At 72.1% G+C, this 19,292-nt stretch carries 14 protein-coding genes; 10 read left to right on the top strand and 4 right to left on the bottom strand.

The window, feature by feature from the left end; all coding sequences use genetic code 11:
* The first annotated feature begins 30 nt into the window (after positions 1-30).
* Together ACT3TZ_RS04255 and ctlX are read left to right on the top strand one after the other, a co-directional pair.
* The gene (locus ACT3TZ_RS04255; RefSeq protein ID WP_444582147.1) at positions 31-1,065 is read left to right on the top strand and encodes an ornithine cyclodeaminase; all 1,035 of its coding nucleotides are present in this window, start codon (positions 31-33) and stop codon (positions 1,063-1,065) included.
* Positions 1,062-2,033 carry a citrulline utilization hydrolase CtlX gene (gene ctlX, locus ACT3TZ_RS04250; protein WP_444582146.1) on the top strand — a complete coding sequence of 324 codons (972 nt, stop codon included), beginning with the start codon at positions 1,062-1,064 and terminating at the stop codon, positions 2,031-2,033. Before ACT3TZ_RS04255 ends, ctlX begins: the two co-directional genes overlap by 4 nt.
* A gap of 21 nt (positions 2,034-2,054) precedes the next feature.
* On the opposite strand, the gene ACT3TZ_RS04245 is transcribed toward ctlX, so the two are convergent.
* On the bottom strand, positions 2,055-2,903 hold the full coding sequence (locus tag ACT3TZ_RS04245) for a sugar phosphate isomerase/epimerase family protein (protein ID WP_444582145.1): 849 nt from the start codon (positions 2,901-2,903) through the stop codon (positions 2,055-2,057).
* Between the two features lie 213 nt (positions 2,904-3,116).
* Here ACT3TZ_RS04245 and ACT3TZ_RS04240 point away from each other — a divergent pair, with 213 nt between their 5' ends.
* Complete coding sequence (locus ACT3TZ_RS04240) at positions 3,117-4,382, top strand: Gfo/Idh/MocA family protein (protein WP_444582144.1); 1,266 nt, start codon at positions 3,117-3,119, stop codon at positions 4,380-4,382.
* A 170-nt stretch (positions 4,383-4,552) separates the two neighbouring features.
* Positions 4,553-5,506: a phosphotransferase gene (locus ACT3TZ_RS04235; RefSeq protein WP_444582143.1), complete on the top strand. Its 954-nt coding sequence runs from the start codon at positions 4,553-4,555 to the stop codon at positions 5,504-5,506.
* Between the two features lie 21 nt (positions 5,507-5,527).
* Here ACT3TZ_RS04235 and ACT3TZ_RS04230 read toward each other — a convergent pair whose 3' ends face one another.
* The 3 genes from ACT3TZ_RS04230 to ACT3TZ_RS04220 form a co-directional block, all read right to left on the bottom strand.
* Positions 5,528-6,730: a glycine C-acetyltransferase gene (locus tag ACT3TZ_RS04230; RefSeq protein ID WP_444582142.1), complete on the bottom strand. Its 1,203-nt coding sequence runs from the start codon at positions 6,728-6,730 to the stop codon at positions 5,528-5,530.
* A gap of 139 nt (positions 6,731-6,869) precedes the next feature.
* The gene (tdh, locus tag ACT3TZ_RS04225) at positions 6,870-7,931 is read right to left on the bottom strand and encodes an L-threonine 3-dehydrogenase (RefSeq protein ID WP_444582287.1); all 1,062 of its coding nucleotides are present in this window, start codon (positions 7,929-7,931) and stop codon (positions 6,870-6,872) included.
* A gap of 55 nt (positions 7,932-7,986) precedes the next feature.
* Entirely contained in the window at positions 7,987-8,568 is a 582-nt protein-coding gene (locus ACT3TZ_RS04220; RefSeq protein ID WP_444582141.1) for an antibiotic biosynthesis monooxygenase, read from the bottom strand.
* A gap of 136 nt (positions 8,569-8,704) precedes the next feature.
* Here ACT3TZ_RS04220 and hrpA point away from each other — a divergent pair, with 136 nt between their 5' ends.
* From hrpA to ACT3TZ_RS04190, 6 genes are all read left to right on the top strand, one after another.
* Positions 8,705-12,736 carry an ATP-dependent RNA helicase HrpA gene (gene hrpA / locus ACT3TZ_RS04215; protein ID WP_444582140.1) on the top strand — a complete coding sequence of 1,344 codons (4,032 nt, stop codon included), beginning with the start codon at positions 8,705-8,707 and terminating at the stop codon, positions 12,734-12,736.
* Positions 12,737-13,056: 320 nt separating this feature from the next.
* The gene (locus ACT3TZ_RS04210; RefSeq protein WP_444582139.1) at positions 13,057-13,656 is read left to right on the top strand and encodes a hypothetical protein; all 600 of its coding nucleotides are present in this window, start codon (positions 13,057-13,059) and stop codon (positions 13,654-13,656) included.
* Positions 13,657-13,771: 115 nt separating this feature from the next.
* On the top strand, positions 13,772-15,232 hold the full coding sequence (locus ACT3TZ_RS04205; protein WP_444582138.1) for an NAD-dependent malic enzyme: 1,461 nt from the start codon (positions 13,772-13,774) through the stop codon (positions 15,230-15,232).
* Between the two features lie 208 nt (positions 15,233-15,440).
* A complete protein-coding gene (locus tag ACT3TZ_RS04200) occupies positions 15,441-16,625 on the top strand; it encodes an exo-beta-N-acetylmuramidase NamZ family protein (RefSeq protein ID WP_444582137.1) in 1,185 nt (394 codons plus the stop codon).
* A complete protein-coding gene (locus ACT3TZ_RS04195; RefSeq protein WP_444582136.1) occupies positions 16,622-18,316 on the top strand; it encodes an ABC transporter substrate-binding protein in 1,695 nt (564 codons plus the stop codon). The genes ACT3TZ_RS04200 and ACT3TZ_RS04195 overlap by 4 nt, the downstream gene beginning before the upstream one ends.
* Entirely contained in the window at positions 18,313-19,290 is a 978-nt protein-coding gene (locus tag ACT3TZ_RS04190; protein WP_444582135.1) for an ABC transporter permease, read from the top strand. The genes ACT3TZ_RS04195 and ACT3TZ_RS04190 overlap by 4 nt, the downstream gene beginning before the upstream one ends.
* Positions 19,291-19,292: the final 2 nt, after the last annotated feature.

Raw genomic sequence — 19,292 nt, 5'->3', positions numbered from 1 at the left:
CCACGGTCCCCGACCTCGGGAGATGACGACATGACCCAGTTCCTGGACGTCGCGAGCACCGCGCGCTGGATCCGCCGCGACGGCATCCCGGCGATCCTCGCGCGCATGACCCAGCACCTCGACGCCGACCTGCGCCGGTGGCCGAGCTTCGACCTCGTGCCCCGGATCGCGACCCACTCCGCCGTGGGGGTGATCGAGCTGATGCCCACCTCCGACGGCGAGCAGTACGCGTTCAAGTACGTCAACGGGCACCCTGGCAACCCGGCGCGCGGTCTGCAGACCGTCACCGCCTTCGGCGTGCTCGCCGACGTCGACACCGGCTACCCGGTGCTGCTGGCCGAGATGACCCTGCTGACGGCGCTGCGCACCGCGGCGATGTCGGCCCTCGCCGCCCGCGCCCTCGCGCGGCCCGATGCGCGGGTGATGGCCATGATCGGAGCCGGCTCCCAGTCCGAGTTCCAGGCCCTCGGGTTCCGCGGCGCGCTGGGGATCCGGGAGCTGCGGGTGTTCGACACCGACCCGGGTGCGATCCGCAAGCTGCGGCGCAACCTCGAACCGCTCGACTTCGAGGTCACCGAGTGCGGCTCCGCGTCCGAGGCGGCCCTCGGCGCCGACGTCATCACCACCTGCACCGCCGACAAGGCCAGGAACCACGTCCTGCGGGATGCCGACGTGCGACCCGGCATGCACGTCAACGCCGTCGGCGGCGACTGCCCGGGCAAGACCGAGCTCGACCCGCTGATCCTGGACCGCGCGCGCGTGATCGTCGAGCACCCGCCCCAGACGCGCGTCGAGGGCGAGATCCAGCAGCGTCCTGCCGACTTCGAGATCGAGGAGCTATGGCGGATCGTCGCCGGTCAGGAGCCCGGGCGGCGCGGCGCGGAGGAGATCACCGTGTTCGACTCGGTGGGCTTCGCGATCGCGGACTTCTCGGCCCTGCGCTGTGCCCGGGAGGCGACCGCGGGCACCGACCTCTGCCAGGAGATCGACCTCGTCGCCGAGCCCGAGGATCCGCGCGACCTGTTCTCCCTCGTTGCGAGCCGGCGACCGGTCCCGGCACGATGAGCGACCTGACCCCCGGACGCGTCCTCATGGTGCGCCCGCACGCCTTTGCGCCCAATCCCGTGACGGCGGAGGACAACGCCTTCCAGTCGCGCCCGGCGCTCGGCGCCCGTGAGGTCGCGCGGCGGGCGCGCGACGAGGTGAGCCGTCTGGCCGAGGCTCTCCAGGAGCGGGGGATCGACGTGACGCTGCACGAGGACCACGGGGCGCTGACCCCCGACAGCGTGTTCCCCAACAACTGGCTGTCGATGCACGCCGACGGGACGCTCGTGCTGTACCCGATGTGCGCGGAGAACCGCCGGGCCGAGCGGCGATGCGACATCATCGAGGACCTGCAGACACGGTTCTGGGTGCGCCGCGTGCTCGACCACTCCCTCGAGGAGCGGGACGGGGACTACCTCGAGGGCACCGGGGCGATGGTCCTGGACCACCGGCGCCGGATCGCCTTCGGCTGCCGCTCGCGGCGGCTCTCGGCGCGCGTGCTGGCCGAGGTGTGCGCCGAGATCGGCTACACGCCCACGGTGTTCGACGCCGTCGACGCGACGGGCGTCCCGATCTACCACACGAACGTGCTGATGTCCGTGGGGGCGACCACGGCCCTCGTCGGCAGCCCGATGATCCGCGACGTGCAGGTGCGGGCCCACGTGCTCGATGCGCTGCGCGCTCCCGGACGCACGGTGGTCGAGCTCGACGAGGCCCAGGTGCACGCCTTCGCGGGCAACTGCCTCGAGCTGCACGGCACCGGGGGACCCGTGCTCGCGATGTCGGCGACCGCCCGGGCCGCGCTGCGTCCCGAGCAGGTCCGCGACCTCCAGCGCTCCGTGCACCTGCTGGTGGCCGAGGTGCCCACGATCGAATCGGCCGGGGGCTCCGTCCGGTGCATGCTCGCGGCCAACCCCCTGCCGCCCCGCCGTCCGGCGGAGACCCTCGCGCACCGCATCCGGGTCGGCGACCTCTCGGCCGTCGCGTGACCGGGCGCGGCACCGGCCCGCTCAGGCCTCGATGAGGTCGCGGTAGCCGAGTTCGACGAGGTGTTCCCGGCTGATCGCGAGGGAGTCGTAGATGTCCCGGCCGTAGGTGCGGTCCTGCTCGATGAGCAGGTCCGAGGCGCCGGAGGCGATGCCCTGCTCGATGACCGGCCTCCAGTCGAGGTTGCCCTGGCCGACCTCCGCGAACTGGACGATCGAGCGCTCCCAGAACTCCAGGAGGTCCTCGGTGCCGTCCAGGACCCCGAGCGGCACCGGGGCGATCCGGAAGTCCTTGAGGTGCACGAGGTCCAGGACCCCGTCGAAGGCCTTGAGGGTCCGCTCCGCGTCGTACCCGCCCCGGGTCACCCAGTGGCAGTCGATCTCGAAGCGCAGGTGCGGGGCCTGCTCGCGGATCCGGTCGAGGATCGTGGTGCCGTCGACCTTGGCGAACTCGATGTGGTGATTGTGGTAGCTCAGCGAGATGCCCTGATCGGCCGCGCGCCGCGCGAGGTCGTCGACCTCGCGGGTGAAGGCACGGAAGGACTCCTCGTCGCGCAGGGCCGACAGCGGCATGATCCCGATGCGGATCTTGTCCGTGCCCAGGCGCCGGGCGTGGGCGATGTGCTCGTCGAGGTCCTCGCGCAGCCCGTAGGCGCTCGAGGTGCGGGCGATGCTGCCCGAGATCGCCGCGTACCGGATGCCCAGGTCCTCGCGCGCCCGCTCGAGGCTCACGACGTTGTCCTCGGTCATGGGGATCTGCGAGACCTCCACCGTGTGGAAGCCCAGGTCGCGAACCCGGGTCAGCACTGGCGTCACCCCCTGCTCGGCGACGTGATCCTTGAGCATCATGAGCTGGATGCCGATGCGGGCCATGGGGGTCCTCCAGGAGATGGTCCTCGACGCGCGGACGCGTCCGGGGGAGCCACGCTAGTCGGCCGCCGCCTGCGAGGACGCCGGTTGCCGTGGCTTGCGCCCGCGTGGCAATCCCCGGCAAGGCCGCTCGCGCCGTCCGCAGCTGAGGGGAGCATCGAGGGGTCCCGGTGCCCCGTGGGGGACACCTCCGCGACCCAGGGAGCGATCACGCCGATGTCCACCTCCGAGCGCCCGACCGACACCTCCGCGACACCTGCTCCCGAGGGGGCTCAGGAGGCCGCGACCGGCGACGGCCGCACCGTCGCCCTGGGCATCGTGGGCTTCGGCAACCAGGGCTCCGCGTACGCCCGCATCATCGCCGGCGGCAAGGCCCCCCATCTGCGCATCGGGGCGATCTGCGACACCGATCCCGCCGCGCTCGACCGCGCCCGCGAGGCGTACCCGGGGATCCCGCTGCACGCGGACCTCGACGCGCTCCTGGACTCCGGGGACGCCGACGCCGTGGTCACCTGCGTCCCGCACTACGACCATCCGGCGGTCGCGATCGCCGCGATCGAGCGCGGCGTGCCCACCCTCGTCGAGAAGCCCGCCGCGGTGCACACCGCCCAGGTCGAGCACCTCAACGCGGTCGCGCTGGCCCATCCCGAGGTCCCCTTCGCCATCATGTTCAACCAGCGCAACAACCCCCTGTTCCGCCGCATCCACGAGCTCGTGACCGGTGGGGAGATCGGTGAGGTGCTGCGCTCGACCTGGATCATCACCACCTGGTGGCGCCCCCAGGGCTACTACGACCAGTCCGCCTGGCGGGCCACCTGGGGCGGCGAGGGCGGCGGCGTGCTCGTGAACCAGGCACCCCATCAGCTGGACCTGTGGCAGTGGATCTGCGGCGTGCCGCGGTCCGTGTTCGCCAAGGCTGGCTTCGGATCGCGGCGCGACATCGCGGTCGAGGACGACGTCACCGCACTCGCGGACTACGGCGACGGCCGCACCGGCGTGCTCGTGACCGCCACCCACGACCTCGTGGGCACCGACCGCCTCGAGATCCAGGGGACGCGCGGCAAGATCGTCGTCGAGAAGTCCGCGACGGCCACGCTGCACCGCTACGACGACGACGAGAAGGCGATCAGCGACTCCTACGACGTCGAGGGCGCGCGCCGGCTCATGCAGGGCGAGGCCGGGAGTCTCCAGGATCACGTCACCACCGAACAGGTCGAGGTGGGCCCCGCCCCGGCGTGGGGCGGACAGCACGCCGGCGTGCTCGAGAACTTCGCGCTGAACATCCTCGACGGCACGCCGCTGCTGGCACCGGGCACCGACGGCATCCAGGGCGTGCGTCTGGCCAACGCGATCCACCTCTCCGCGTGGACGGGCCGCGAGGTGCCGCTCGATTTCGACCAGGACGAGTACCTGCGCGAGCTCAACGCCCGCATCGAGGCCGAGGGCGACTACCCCCTGCAGGTCGATCCGCGCGAGCGCTGAGATCGACGGGTCCCGGTGTGGGCCCCGTCTCCCCGCCCCGCGGACCGACCATCCGGACGGATGCGAGATACCTGACACTCAGGCCCCCTGACCTGCGGGATCGTCGTGCCGGACACGGTGTGCCACGGCGAGGTCTCGGCAGGGGCGCAGGGCCCGGTTAGCGTGACGGTGTGACCGCCGAGACCCGCACGACCGTACCCGTGGCGCTCCCCGTGGCCGACCGCGACGTCGACGCCGACGAGGTCGAGCGGCTCCGCATGACGCTCCTGCCCGAGCCGGGCGTGACCCTCGCGCACGTCGCATGGTCCCCCTCCCCGATGCTGATCGGCGAGGGATGGGACAACACCATCTGGGACGTCGGGTCGCTGGCCGACGGCACGGCGCTCGCACTCCGGGTGGCGCGCCGGACGAGCGCGATCGAGCTGCTGGACCGCGAGGTGCACGTCCTCCGCGCGCTCGCGGCCGCCCCGGACGAGCTGCCGATGCGCGTGCCGACGATCCTGGCCTCACGCCGCGCGGCGGTGCTGCAGCCCTGGTTCCCCGGCCGGATGGCCGCGCTCGGCGGCCCCGCAGAGCTTCAGCGGATCGCCCCGTACCTGGCGCGGATGCTCGCCCGCCTGCATCGTCCCGCACCCGAGGGCCTCACCCGCAGCGCGCTGCGCGGCGTGCATCTGGCCCGGATCGATGCCCGTGTCCGGGCGGACGTCGAGCGGATCGAGCTGCCGCGCCGGCTCGAGGAGCGCGTGCTGGCGGTCTGGGACGAGGGCCTCGCGGCGCCGCTCTGGAACGGGCCCGCCGTGCTCCTGCACGGAGATCCGCACCCGGGCAACGTGGTGCTGGCCGACGACCGCGGCCTGCCCGCCCTCATCGACTTCGGCGACACGACCGCGGGGGATCCCGCGGGGGACATCGGCGGCCTGCTGCTGTACCGCGGCGGGGACGAGGTGCTCGAGGAGTACTTCGGACGATGCTGCTGGGACGGCCACGACGACCCGGCCGTCCGCCGTGCGACGGTCGCGCGGGGCCGCGCCTGGTCGGTCCGCTATGCGATCGCGCTGCTGACCGCATACCCCCTCGGATCGCCCTACGGCGACATCGCGGACGCGCACCTGCGCTTCCTCTGAGGGCCCGGCCCTCCACCCGGCTCAGGAGCTCGCGGCCACGCTCTCGCGGGCCGCGACGAAGGCGCCGACCGCCGCCTCGACGTCCTCGGCCGAATGCGCCGCGGAGAGCTGCACCCTGATCCGCGCCCGCCCCTCGGGCACGACCGGGTAGGAGAACGCCGTGACGTATACGCCCTCCTCGAGCATCGCATCGGCCACACGTCCGGCCAGCGCCGCGTCGCCGAACATCACCGGGACGATGGCGTGCTCACCGGGCAGCAGCTCGAAGCTCTCCTCGGTCATGCGGCGACGGAACAGCTCGGCGTTGCGGAACAGCGTCGCGCGCAGCTCGGCGCTGTCGGCGACCAGTCGCAGCGCCGTGAGGGTCGCGGCGACGATCGACGGTGCCAGGGAGTTGGAGAACAGGTAGGGCCGTGCCCGCTGGCGCAGCAGGTCCACGATCTCGCGGCGGCCCGAGACGTAGCCGCCGCTCGCCCCGCCGAGCGCCTTGCCGAAGGTCCCCGTGTAGAGGTCGATGCGGTCCGCGACCCCGAAGTGCTCCGGGGTCCCGGCTCCCGTGGCGCCCATGAACCCGACCGCGTGCGAGTCGTCCACCAGCACCAGGGCACCGTACTCGTCGGCGAGGTCGCAGATGCCCGGCAGCGGCGCCAGGTAGCCGTCCATCGAGAAGACGCCGTCGGTGACGATCACGGTGCGTCGTGCGCCGGAGGCCGCCTCCAGCTGCGTGCGCAGATCCGAGAGGTCGCCATTGGCGTAGCGGTAGCGGGCGGCCTTGCACAGCCGGATCCCGTCGATGAGCGAGGCGTGGTTCAACGCGTCCGAGACGATCGCGTCCTCGCGCCCCAGGAGCGACTCGAACACGCCGCCATTGGCGTCGAAGCACGAGGAGAACAGGATCGTGGCCTCGGTGCCCAGGAAGGAGCTCACCGCGTCCTCGAGGGCCAGGTGCAGATCCTGCGTTCCGCAGATGAACCGGACGCTGGCCATCCCGAAGCCCCGCTCGTCCAGCGCCCGGTGCGCAGCGGCGATGATCTCGGGGTGGTCGGCCAGGCCCAGGTAGTTGTTGGCGCAGAAGTTCAGGACCTCGGTGGGCGCCGCGGAGCCCAGCGCCGCGCGGACGTGCGCGGACTGCGGGGTGGAGATGGTGCGTTCGGCCTTGAAGGTGCCGGCCGCGCGGATCGCGTCGAGCTCGGCCGCCAGCTCCTGGCGGAGGGTCGTGTCCATGGTGATGCTGCTCCTCGGGTGCGGGTGCGGGTGCGGGTGCGGGTGCGGGTGCGGGAACGGAAACCGGATCGGGCTCGGAACGGTGCCGCGCGGTGGGGCGGGTACGACGGATCGGGGCGGACGATGGGCTCCGCGTGCGTCAGACGGTGCTCCAGTCCAGCACGACCTTGCCTCCGCTGCCCGATCGGGCGATCTCGAACCCCTGGGCCCAGGAGGTCGCGGGCAGCACGTCGGTCACCGTCGCCAGCACCGTCTCGCGCAGCTGAGCGCTGGTGGTCATGAGCGCGCTCATGGCGTTCCACGTCTCGTACATCTCGCGTCCGTAGATGCCCTGCAGGGTCAGCATGTGCGTGATGACCGTGGTCCAGTCGATGTCGAAGCGCCGGGAGGGGAGCCCGAGCAGGGCGATCCGACCTCCGTGGTTCATGTTCTCGATCATCTCCTGCAGGGCGCTGGCCTGTCCGGAGATCTCGAGGCCCACGTCGAAGCCCTCGCGCATGCCAAGTTCGGCCTGGGCCGTGCGCAGGTCGGTGCGGGTCACGTCGACGGCCAGGTCCGCGCCGGCCGCCACGGCCATCTGCAGACGATGCGGTGCGATGTCGGTGACGGCGATGAACCGGGCCCCGGCGTGCCGGGCCACGGCCGTGGCCATGAGCCCGATGGGGCCGGCCCCGGTGACCACGACGTCCTCCCCGACGAGCGGGAAGCGCAGCGCCGTGTGGACGGCGTTGCCCAGCGGGTCGAAGACGGCGCCGAGCTCGGGGGAGATCACGTCGGTGCGCCCCTGGCTCTCGTGCACCCAGGCGTTGACGTGGGGGATCACGACGTGCTCCGCGAAGGCGCCGTCGCGCTGCACCCCCACGCTGCGCGAGCGGATGCACATCTGGCGGCGGCCCGCACGGCAGTTGCGACACGTCCCGCACACGACGTGGCCCTCCCCGGAGACCCGGTCGCCGATCCGCACCTCGGGCACGTCCGAGCCCACCGCGTCGACCTCGCCGTAGAACTCGTGGCCCGGGGTGAAGGGCACGGTGTCGCACATGGCCCGCGCCGAGTCATCCCATGTCTGGATGTGCAGGTCGGTGCCGCAGATGCCGGTGCGCAGCACCCGGATGCGGACGTCGAGAGGTCCAGGCTCGGGGACCGGGAGGTGCACGAGCTCCAGTCCGGGCCCCGGGGCCGTCTTGCGCAGTGCGAGCATGCTGCCGGTCATCCGGTCCTCGGTCCCTCGTCGATGAGATGTGGCGGAGTCGATCCTATGTGTCGGAGGTCTCTCCGCGGGGTGCGCGCGGGCGACCCGTGAGGAACGGGGAGCAGAGCGCGGTCACGGCCGGCAGCACGAGGTAGACCATGAGCGGCATCACCAGGACGGTCACGAGCAGCACGCGGGCGATGATCGGCCAGTGGGGCACGAGGTGGGAGACGACGACGTTGCCCAGCAGGCTCATCGGGAAGAAGCCCGTGAAGATGACGATCATCTGCTTCCACCGTGCGGGCGCCGGGTCGTCGGCCGCGGCCTGTTCGAAGGCGGGGGTGTCGAACCAGCCCTCGATCCCCGTGCGTCGCTCGGACCGCACCAGCTGGACGTGGTCGGCGAAGGACTCCAGCCAGGTCCGTCGCGCCTCGGAGGTCTCCCAGCGCTCGAGCTGCTCCGCATCGGCGAAGCGGTACAGCACCAGCCAGAGGGTCGAGGTGGGGTCGTTGCGCACCCAGCCGGACCCGAGGTAGCCGTCGTGCATCGAGGCCAGGCGCTGGCCGTCGGCCACCCAGGCCTCCATCTCGTCGATCGCCTCGGGATCCACGGTGCGGGAGATCTGCACGGTGACGGGCTCGCTCATGGCCCCCAGTATGCGCCGGGGCAGAGCGCGGGAAGAGAGCATTGCGGGCACGGGGCCCGCGGCGGGGCCTCGGCGCGGACCGCGGGCCGGGAATCGGATCGTCGCGACAGGGAAGGACCGCCTAGCATGGTCCGTCATGAGCGAGCGCCCCGAGACCGACCCCGCGCCCTCGACCCCGATCACCTTCCCGGCGGACCTGCCGGTCTCCGCCGCGCGCGAGGAGATCGAGGAGGCGGTCCGCGAGAACCAGGTCGTGATCGTCGCCGGCGAGACCGGCTCGGGCAAGACCACCCAGCTGCCCAAGATGCTGCTGGAGCTGGGGTACGGCGGACCTGGCCACCTGATCGGCCACACCCAGCCGAGACGGATCGCAGCGAGGTCGGTGGCTCAGCGGATCGCGAGCGAGCTGGGGGAGCGGCTCGGCGAGGGCCGGGTGGGCTACCAGGTGCGGTTCACCAAGGAGACCTCCCGCGGCACCCGGCTCAAGCTCATGACCGACGGCATCCTGCTGGCGGAGATCGGGCACGACCGCCTGCTGCGGCGCTACGACGCGATCATCATCGACGAGGCCCACGAGCGCTCGTTGAACATCGACGTGATCCTCGGGTACCTCAAGGAGATCCTTCCGCAGCGCCCCGACCTCAAGGTCGTCATCACCTCGGCGACCATCGACCCCGAGCGCTTCGCCGAGCACTTCGCGACCCGCCTCCCTGACGGCACCGAGCGTCCCGCCCCGATCATCGAGGTCTCCGGACGCACGTATCCGGTCGAGATCCGCTATCGACCGCTCGTGCTCGAGCCCGAGGTCGACGAGGACGACGAGCTCGAGGACATCCACTCGGTCGAGCGCGACCTCACCCAGGCCGTCACCGACGCCGTCGACGAGCTCTCCGGGGAGGGCCCCGGGGACATGCTCGTGTTCCTGCCCGGGGAGCGGGAGATCCGCGAGATCGGCGACGCGCTGACCGCGCACCTGCACCGCGGCGGCCGCGCGGCGCGCGACACCGAGGTGCTGCCGCTGTTCGGACGGCTCTCGGCCGCCGACCAGCAGCGGATCTTCTCCCCGCCGCCCCAGGGCTCCGCCCGCCGGATCATCCTGTCCACGAACGTCGCCGAGACCTCGCTGACCGTCCCCGGCATCACCTACGTCATCGACGCGGGACTCGCGCGGATCTCCCGGTACTCCCAGCGCACCCGCGTCCAGCGCCTGCCCATCGAAGCGATCTCGCGGGCCAGCGCGAACCAGCGCTCCGGGCGCTCCGGCCGTACCCACCCCGGCATCGCGGTCCGCCTCTACTCCGAGGAGGACTTCGCGAGTCGCCCCGAGTTCACCGAGCCGGAGATCCTGCGCACCTCCCTGGCCTCCGTCGTCCTGCAGATGACGGCCCTCGGGCTCGGGGACGTCGAGTCCTTCCCCTTCCTCGAGGCCCCGGCCACCCGGGCGATCACCGACGGCGTGCGCCTGCTCGAGGAGCTCGGCGCCATCCGCGCCGAGGCCTCCGCGCCGGGCGGGAGGGTGCTCACCGACATCGGCCGCACCCTGGCCCGCTTCCCGCTGGACCCGCGGATGGCCCGCATGCTCATCGAGGCCGATCGCCTCGGCGCGCTGCGCGAGGTGCTCGTGATCGTCGCCGCCCTGTCGATCCAGGACCCCCGCGAGCGGCCGCTCGGCGCCGAGCAGCAGGCCAAGGAGAAGCACAGGCGCTTCGAGGACGAGACGAGCGACTTCCTCACCCTGTGGAACCTGTGGACCCACCTGAAGGATCGTCGCGACGAGCTCTCCTCCTCGGCGTTCCGGCGGGAGGTGCGCGGGGAGTACCTGCACTACCTGCGGATCCGCGAATGGTGGGACCTGCACGCCCAGCTGCGGGACATGGCCAAGGACGCAGGGCTGCGCGCGAGCCAGAACCCCGCCTCCCCGGCTGCCATCCATCAGGCGCTGCTGGCAGGACTGCTCAGCCATGTGGGGCTGCACGACGACCGCTCCCGCGAGTACGCCGGCGCACGAGGTGCCCGCTTCACGCTGTGGCCCGGTTCGGCGCTGGCCAAGAAGCGGCCCGACTACGTCATGGCCGCCGAGCTCGTGGAGACCTCCCGGCTCTGGGGTCGCACGGCGGCACGCCTGGACCCGGCGTGGATCGAGGAGATCGGCGCGCACGTGCTCAAGCGGAGCTACTCGGCGCCGCACTGGTCCTCCAAGCAGGCCTCCGCGATGGCCCACGAGAAGGTCACGCTGTACGGCGTGCCGATCGTCGCCGACCGCGTCGTGGGCTACGGCCGGATCGATCCCGAGGACTCCCGCGAGATCTTCCTGCAGAAGGCGCTCGTCGAGGGGGACTGGCGCACCCGCCACCACTTCTTCCGCGACAACCGGGCGCTGATCGCCGAGCTCGAGGAGCTCGAGGCCAAGACTCGTCGGCGCGACCTGCTGGTCAGCGATGACGCGCTGTTCGGCTTCTACGACGAGCGGATCCCAACGAGCGTCGTCTCGGGCCGCCACTTCGATACCTGGTGGAAGACCCAGCGCCACGAGACGCCCGATCTCCTCACCCTCACCGAGAAGGACCTCCTGGCAGACCCCGAGGGCGCCGACGAGGAGCAGCTCGCCCGGGAGTTCCCCGACGTGTGGGTCCAGGGGGACCTCGTGCTGCCGCTGACCTATGCCTTCGCGCCCGGCAGCGGCAGTGGCAGCGGCACGGCGCAGCCGTCCGCCGGTGGCGGGGCCGGAGGGGGAGTCGTGTCCGGCCAGGGCCAGGGGCATGGTCGGGGTCCGGGGCAGGGCAGGGCCGCCGGTGCATCACGGGGCCAGGGCTCGGGGAGCCGGGCGCAGGACCCGCGGCCCGCCGACGGCGTGACGGTGACCATCCCGCTCGCGGTCCTGAACCGGGTGAGCCCACGCGGCTTCGACTGGCTCGTGCCGGGCCTGCGCGCCGAGCTCGTGACCGAGCTGATCCGCTCTCTGCCCAAGCCGGTGCGCCGGCACCTCGTCCCGGCGCCCGAGCGCGCCAAGGCCGTCGCCGCGATCCTCCACGACGAGGACACCGACACCGAGGAGGCGTTCGTCGAGGCCGTCGCCGACGAGCTCGTGGGCCTGCCCGACGTCCCCGACGACCTCCCGCTGTACGGCGCCGAGTTCTCACCGGGATCCCTCCCGGCACACCTGCGCATGCACCTGCGGGTGATCGACGGGGACGGCCGCGAGATCGGGCGCGGCGACGACCTCGCGGCGCTCCAGCAGCGCCTGCGCAAACGGGTCGAGACGACCGTCTCCGACCAGGCCGACGACCTCGCGCGACGCGACGTCCGCGCCTTCCCCGCCGAGGGCGTGCCCACTCGCCACGACTCCTCGGCGCACGGGCTCACCGTCACCGGCTACCCGGCGCTCGTGGCGCGACGCGATCCGGCGGGGGTCCTCGAGCGCGTCGACCTGCAGGTGCTCCCGAGCGAGCGCGAGGCCCGCGCCGCGCACGCCGACGGCGTCCTCGCGCTCGCCGACCGCGAGATCGGTGCGCGCCTCGCCGATGTGCTGAACGCCCTGCCGGGACCCACGAAGCTCGCGATCGCCTCCTCGACGTATCCCAGCACCGCGGCGCTGCTGGCCGATGCCTCGCGAGCCGCGACCGCCCACCTGGCCGGCCCCGATCTCGCCTCGGTGCGCACTCCGGAGGCGTACACCGCGGTCCTGGACCGCGTGCGCGCCGGGCATCGGGACGCCGCCGCCGCCGCGGTGCGGGACGCTGCCGCCGCGCTCGCCGTGCGGGCACGGCTCGAACGGTCGCTGTCGCGGGTGTCGTCCCTGTCGATCCTGGATCGTCTGACGGCCATCCGCGATCATGCGGACGCCCTCGTGAGCGCGGGCTTCATCTCCCGCACGGGCGTCGACCACCTCGGGGACCTCGAGCGCTACCTCAAGGCCGACGAGGTGCGCCTGCAGCGGCTCCCCGACGATCCGGCGCGGGACGCCCGCTCGGCCTGGGAGGTCACCGACCTCACCCAGCTGTGGCACCGCACCCGCGACGCCATGCCCGCCTCGCGCCGCACCGAGCCGGCGGTGCGGGAGATCGACTGGATGCTCGAGGAGCTGCGGGTGAGCCTGTTCGCCCAGGGCCTGGGGACGCGGCAGAGCGTCTCTGCGCAGCGGATCCGCAAGGCCATCGCCGCGCTCTGAGCCGGAGGGTCGTCCCGTTTCCTCCGTGTTCCTCCCGGTGCGGACCTAAAGCCTGGGCAAAGGATGCGGGCACAGGTTGAGGCCTGCGCGCACGTCGGTACCGTCGTGGGGGTGCCGAGCGCCGCCGGGCCGCCGCACAGGGACCCTGTGTCGAGCCGGTCCGGGGACTCGGGCCCTGCCTTCAGGACGGGCGGGCCGTACCGACGCCGAGCTCCCGTGGGGAAGCGGACGAGCCCTCGGATGCCCCGTGGGGCAGCAGGTGCGCACGAGACAGAGCGCCGAGCGCCCACGTGCCGCGGCGCCGATCGGAAGGACGCACGATGACCATCGCCCATCCGCACACCGACCGCCCCCGCCTGACCCGGCGCCACCTCCTCGCGGCATCGGCCGTCGGCCTGGTCGGGATCGGGATCGCAGCTCCCGCCTCCGCCGCCGACGACTTCTCACCCGCCTTCCGCACCGCCCGTGAGGATCTCCGGGGATGGGACCCTGCCGCACCGACCGAGACCCAGGTGGCCAACGCCCGTCTGATCATCGCCGTCGGACGCGCGCACCGGATCGCCGATCACGGGATCGTGTCCGCCCTCGCCGCCGCGATCGTGGAGTCCTGGCTCTACAACCGGTACGAGATCACCGACGGCACCTCCGGCGGGCTCTTCCAGCAGCAGACCAGCGTGGGCTGGGGCACCTCCGAGCAGGTCCGGGACAAGCTCCTCGCCGCTCGTGCGTACTACGGCGTGTCCGACCACACCCCGAACCCGGGCCTGCAGGACTACGCCCCCGGGTACCTGGACCTCTCCGTCGGGGATGCCGCCCAGAAGGTCCAGCGCTCGGCCTACCCCGATCGCTACCAGGCGCACGCCGAGGAGGCCACCGCCCTGCTCATGGCGCACGGGGACGTCGCGCCGTTCCACGGCTGAGCCCGCCGCGCTCCGGGGTCGCACGGCGCGCACCGCGACCCCGGAGCGGGCGCGCTCCCGCCCCCCCGGGTCGGATGGCCGGTCGGCGGGTGACGCGCTGGCTACCATGTGAGCCATGACTCCCGCTCCCTCCGTCAGCTACTCCATCACCGTCCGCCTCGAGTTCGCCGCGCACTCGGCCGCGGTCAGCGAGATCACCGGATGCATCGAGGAGCACGGCGGCTCCGTGACCGCCCTCGACGTCTCCGCCTCCGGTCCCCAGCGCATGCGCGCCGATGTCACCGTGATGACCGCGGGCAACGAGCACGCCCGCGAGATCGTCGACGCGCTCAGCGCGCTGCCCGACGTCGAGCTGGGCAAGGTCTCGGACCGCACGTTCCTCGCGCACCTGGGCGGCAAGCTCACCGTCGAGTCCAAGGTGCCGATCCGCCACCGCGACGACCTCTCGATGGTCTACACCCCGGGCGTGGCCCGGGTGGTCAAGGCGATCGCCGAGCACCCCGAGGACGCGCGGCGCCTGACGATCAAGCGCAACACGGTGGCCGTCGTCTCCGACGGCTCGGCCATCCTGGGCCTCGGCGACCTGGGCCCGCTGGCCGCGATGCCGGTCATGGAGGGCAAGGCGGCGCTGTTCAAGCGCTTCGCGAACATCGATGCGTTCCCGATCTGCCTGGACGCCCACTCGGTCGACGACATCGTCTCCCACGTCAAGGCGATCGCCCCCGTCTTCGCGGGCATCAACCTCGAGGACATCTCGGCGCCGCGCTGCTTCGAGATCGAGGACCGCCTCCGCAAGGAGCTGGACATCCCCGTGTTCCACGACGACCAGCACGGCACCGCGATCGTCGTCGTCGCCGCGCTGCGCAACGCCCTGCGGGTCGTGGACAAGAAGATCGGCGAGGTGCGGATCGTGCTGTCGGGGGCGGGCGCCGCGGGCACCGCGATCCTGCGCCTGCTGCGCGCTGCGGGCGCCCGGGACGTCGTGGTCACCGACATCGACGGGATCGTCCACGAGGACCGTCCGGGCCTGACGGGTCGCCTGCCGTGGATCGCCGAGGTCACCAACCCGCGTGGTATCACCGGCACCCTGCGCGACGCGATCCAGGACGCCGACGTGTTCATCGGCGTCTCGGCAGGGAACATCCTGGGGGGCGAGGACGTCGCCACGATGGCCGACCGCTCGGTGGTCTTCGCGATGGCCAACCCCACCCCGGAGATCGACCCCGCCGAGGCCGCGCGCCACGCCGAGGTCGTCGCGACCGGCCGCAGCGACTTCGCCAACCAGATCAACAACGTGCTGGCTTTCCCGGGCGTGTTCCGCGGACTGCTGGACGCCCACGCGACCGACGTCAACGACCGGATGCTGCTGGCCGCCGCGGAGGCGCTGGCGGCCGTGGTCAGCGACGAGGAGCTGAACCCGACCTACATCGTCCCCTCGGTGTTCAACGAGAAGGTCACCAAGGCCGTGGCCGCCGCGGTCGAGCAGCGGGCCCGCGAGGACGCCGGGACGGTCGACGCGATCACCGGCGCGATCCACGCCGTGTACGGGGACGAGATCACCCTCCCGCGGGACTGATCCGCGACCCGATCCGGCCCGGCGTGCGGTGCGCACCGGGCCGGATGGGCGATCCGGAGCTCGTGCGCCGGGAGCGCACCACCCCGCGCCGACCGTCGCTCGGCCTCGTCGCACCGAGGAACAGGCATGGTCACAGCCTCCCCCGGTACATCGGGGAGGAATCGGGCATCGGCTGGTGATCGGCCGGGAGTCCCGATAGTGTCGTTGGATGTCGCCTCCATCACACCATGTGTCGGGACTCGACACGATCCTCGACGGACAGGTCCTCCTCGACGCCCCCCGCCCTCTCCTGCTCACGCACGAGGCCGCCGTGACCGCGGACCTGCGACGGGGGATCGACGCCCTCGTGGAGGCAGGCCACCGGCCGCACGCGCTCCTGGCCCCCGAGCACGGGTACTGGGGCACGGGCCAGGCCGGCGCCGGCGGCACCGAGACCGTCGACCTCGCCACCGGGGTCCCGGTGCGCTCCTCGTACGGGATCAGCGGCACCGACCTCGACCGCCTCATCGCCGGCAGCGGCGCGGGCTCCCTGCTGGTGGACCTCCAGGACATCGGCTGCCGCTTCTACACCTACCTGTGGTCGATGTCCGACGCGATGGCCTCGTGCGCGCGGCTCGGGCTTCCCGTGATCGTGCTCGACCGCCCCGCACCGCTGCCCGCGACCGCCCTGGGGCCGGGAGTCGCCGCCGAGGCCGCGAGCTTCGTCGGACGTCACGACGTGCCGCTGCGGCACGGGGCGCGGCTCGGTGACCTCGCCCGCCATCTCGCCCGACACGACCTGGACGGGGACCTCGACCTGACCGTCGTCCCCGCCCCGATCGCCGACGGCGCGGCGCCCTGGGTCCCCACCTCGCCGAACATGCCCACCCGCTCGACCGTCGCCCTGTACCCGGGCACGGGCCTGGTCGAGGGCACCACCTGGAACGAGGGGAGGGGCACGACGCTGCCCTTCGAGCTGCTGGGCGCCCCCTGGGCGGGGCCGGAGTTCGCCCACCGTCTGCGCGAGCTGTCGCCCGACGGCGTGATCGTCCGCGAGGCGGTCTACGTGCCGACCTCCGGCGACCACGCAGGACAGCGCGTGGTCGGCGCCCAGCTGCACCTCGCCGAGGACCCCGTCCGCCTCGTCGCGGACCCGCAGGCGCGCTTCGACCCCCTGCGCCTCGCCCACGCCGTGCTCTCGGTGATGCGCGACCTCACCCCCACGGGCGCGCTCTGGCGCGCCCCGCATCCCGGCCGTGTGCCGTTCATCGACCTCCTGTGGGGATCCTCCGCCCTCCGCGAGGGCATCGACGATCACGGGTCGCTCGAGGAGATCCTCGCCGCCTCGCCGTCGCCTCCTGCCATCGAGCGCACCGAACCCGCAGACCCCGGCATGCAGAGGAGCGCATCATGACCACCACTCCCGAAGGTCCCGGACCCGCCCTGCGGCCCGGACGCCGCAGCGTGCTGCTCGGGGCGGGCTCGCTCGCCGCCGCGGCGAGCACGCTCACGGCGTGCGGCGCCGAGACCGATCCCGACGCCATCCCGCCCCTGCGGATCCACGCCAACGACGCCACGATCTACCAGCCCAACTTCAACCCCTTCGCGCCCTCGGCGCTGCAGGGCGCGACCGGCCTCATCTTCGAGCCGCTCATGGTCTACACCGCGATGGACCCCGAGAACCCGGTGCCGTGGGTCGCGGAGTCCATCACCTTCGCCGAGGACGGCGCGAGCGCGGACATCCTCGTGCGCGACGGCATCGTCTTCACCGACGACCACCCGCTCACCGCGGCGGACGTCGTGTACTCGCTCCTCATGCTCCGGGACAAGCCCGCCACCAACGGCTCCGCCCTGCCGGTCGCCGATGCCGTCCAGGTCGACGAGCGCACCGTGCGCGTCACCTTCGAGGGCCCCTCGTTCGCCTTCGCCCCGACCCTGGGCAACTCCTACGTCGTGCCCCAGCACATCTTCGAGACCCTCGACGTCGAGAAGGACGTGATCGTCGACCCCGTCGGCTCGGGCCCCTACGCGCTGGGGCGCTTCTCCGACCAGCTCTACACCTTCGTCCGCAACGACAAGCACTGGGCGGTCGAGGAGTTCGAGGTCCCCGAGCTCTACTTCCCCTCGTACTCGACGGCGACGTTCAACACCGCGCTGCAGGCCGGGGAGATCGACTGGTCCGGCGGGTTCGTCGCCAACGTCGACAAGATCTTCGTCCAGCGCGACCCCGAGCATCGCGGGTACTACTACCCGGGCCTCGGGGTCGTGAACCTGACCTTCAACCTCGACAAGCCGTTCTGGCAGGACCTCGAGCTGCGACGGGGCATCAGCCTGGCGATCGACCGCCGCCAGATCGCGGACATCGCGATGCTCGGATACGTGGGGCCCCCGCATCCCACGGGACTCCCGCGCCCCACCTTCGAGCAGTACATCTCGAAGCAGTACCAGGGCCTCGAGTTCGAGCCGGACCCGGACGAGGCCGAACGGGTGCTGGATGCCGCCGGGTACCCGCGCGGAAAGGACGGCGTGCGTGCCGGACCCGACGGCACACGCCTGGAGTTCCCGCTCCAGATCCCCTCGGGCTTCGTCGACTGGGTGAGCGTGACCCAGGTGCTCGACGAGCAGCTCACCCGGATCGGCGTGAGGTTCTCGCCCCAGGGCGTGGCCATGGAGAGCTGGATCGAGAAGCGCAACGGCGGCACCTTCGACGTGACGCTCTCGATCGTCTCGGCCGGCGCGAGCCCCTGGTTCCTGTACCGGTCGATGCTCTCCTCCGAGCACCGCTCCGAGGACGGCACCGTGCTCGCGAACTTCCAGCGCTGGTACGACCCCGAGACGGACGAGCTGCTGGCCGACTTCACGGCCACGGACGACCCGGTCGCCCAGCAGCGGTGCATCGACGGCCTGGAGACCGTCGTCGTCGAGAAGCTGCCGGCCCTGCCGCTGGTGACCGCGCCCAACTGGTTCAACTACAACACCGCGCTGTGGACCGGCTTCCCCGACGACGAGAACCCGTACGCCCTCGGCGCCCCGTACAGCCCCATCGACAGGATCCTCGTGCTGCGCGAGCTGACCCGCACGCAGCCGCCCGGAGGCGCCTCATGAGATACCTCGCCCGCAAGCTCGGCCTGTACGCCTTCATCGCGTGGGCCGCCCTGACCCTGAACTTCCTCATCCCGCGCCTCATGCCCGGGGATCCCGTGAGCCTTCTGCTGGAGAGCTCCCAGGGGGCGATCGACCCCGAGGCCAAGGCCGCGATCGCCGAGGCGTACGGCATCTCCGACGACCCGCTGATCGTCCAGTACGGGCACTACCTCGCCGGGCTGCTGCGTCTGGACCTGGGGCTGTCCATCAGCCAGTACCCCGTCCCGGTCACCGACATCATCGCCCGCGCCCTGCCGTGGACGCTCGGGCTGGTGGGCGTCGCCACGATCGTCAGCTTCCTGCTGGGGACCTTCCTCGGGGTCGTCCTCGCCTGGCGACGCGGGACCTGGTCGGACCACGTGCTGCCGGCGCTCACCTTCCTCAACGCCATCCCGTACTTCTGGATGGCCCTGATCCTCGTGCTCGTGCTGTCGGTGACCCTGGGGATCTTCCCCAACGCGGGCGGCTACGAACGGATCCTCTTCCCGGGCTGGAACCTCGAGTTCGTCGGCTCGGTGATCTACCACGCGCTGCTGCCCGCGATCACGATCGTGCTCGGGTCCTTCGCCGGCTGGGTGCTGTCGATGCGCAACATGACGGTGACCGTGCTCGGCGAGGACTACGTGTCCATGGCCGAGGCCAAGGGCCTCCCGCACCGCCAGGTGCTCTTCGGATACGCGGCCCGCAACGCGATCCTGCCCTCGATCACCGGCTTCGCGCTGTCGCTCGGGGCCGTCGTGGGCGGCTCCATGCTCACCGAGGTCATCTTCAACTACCCGGGGGTGGGCTACACCCTGTTCACGGCGGTCCAGACCCAGGACTTCGCCCTCATGCAGGGCCTGTTCCTCATCATCTCGCTCACCGTGATCGCCGCGAACCTCCTCGCGGACATCGCCTACGTGTTCCTCGATCCGCGCACCAGGCAGGGGGCCTGACC

This window comes from Brachybacterium sp. AOP25-B2-12 (assembly GCF_052378625.1).
Taxonomy (GTDB): Bacteria; Actinomycetota; Actinomycetes; order Actinomycetales; family Dermabacteraceae; genus Brachybacterium.
This window is presented reverse-complemented; position numbering and strand designations above follow the sequence as displayed.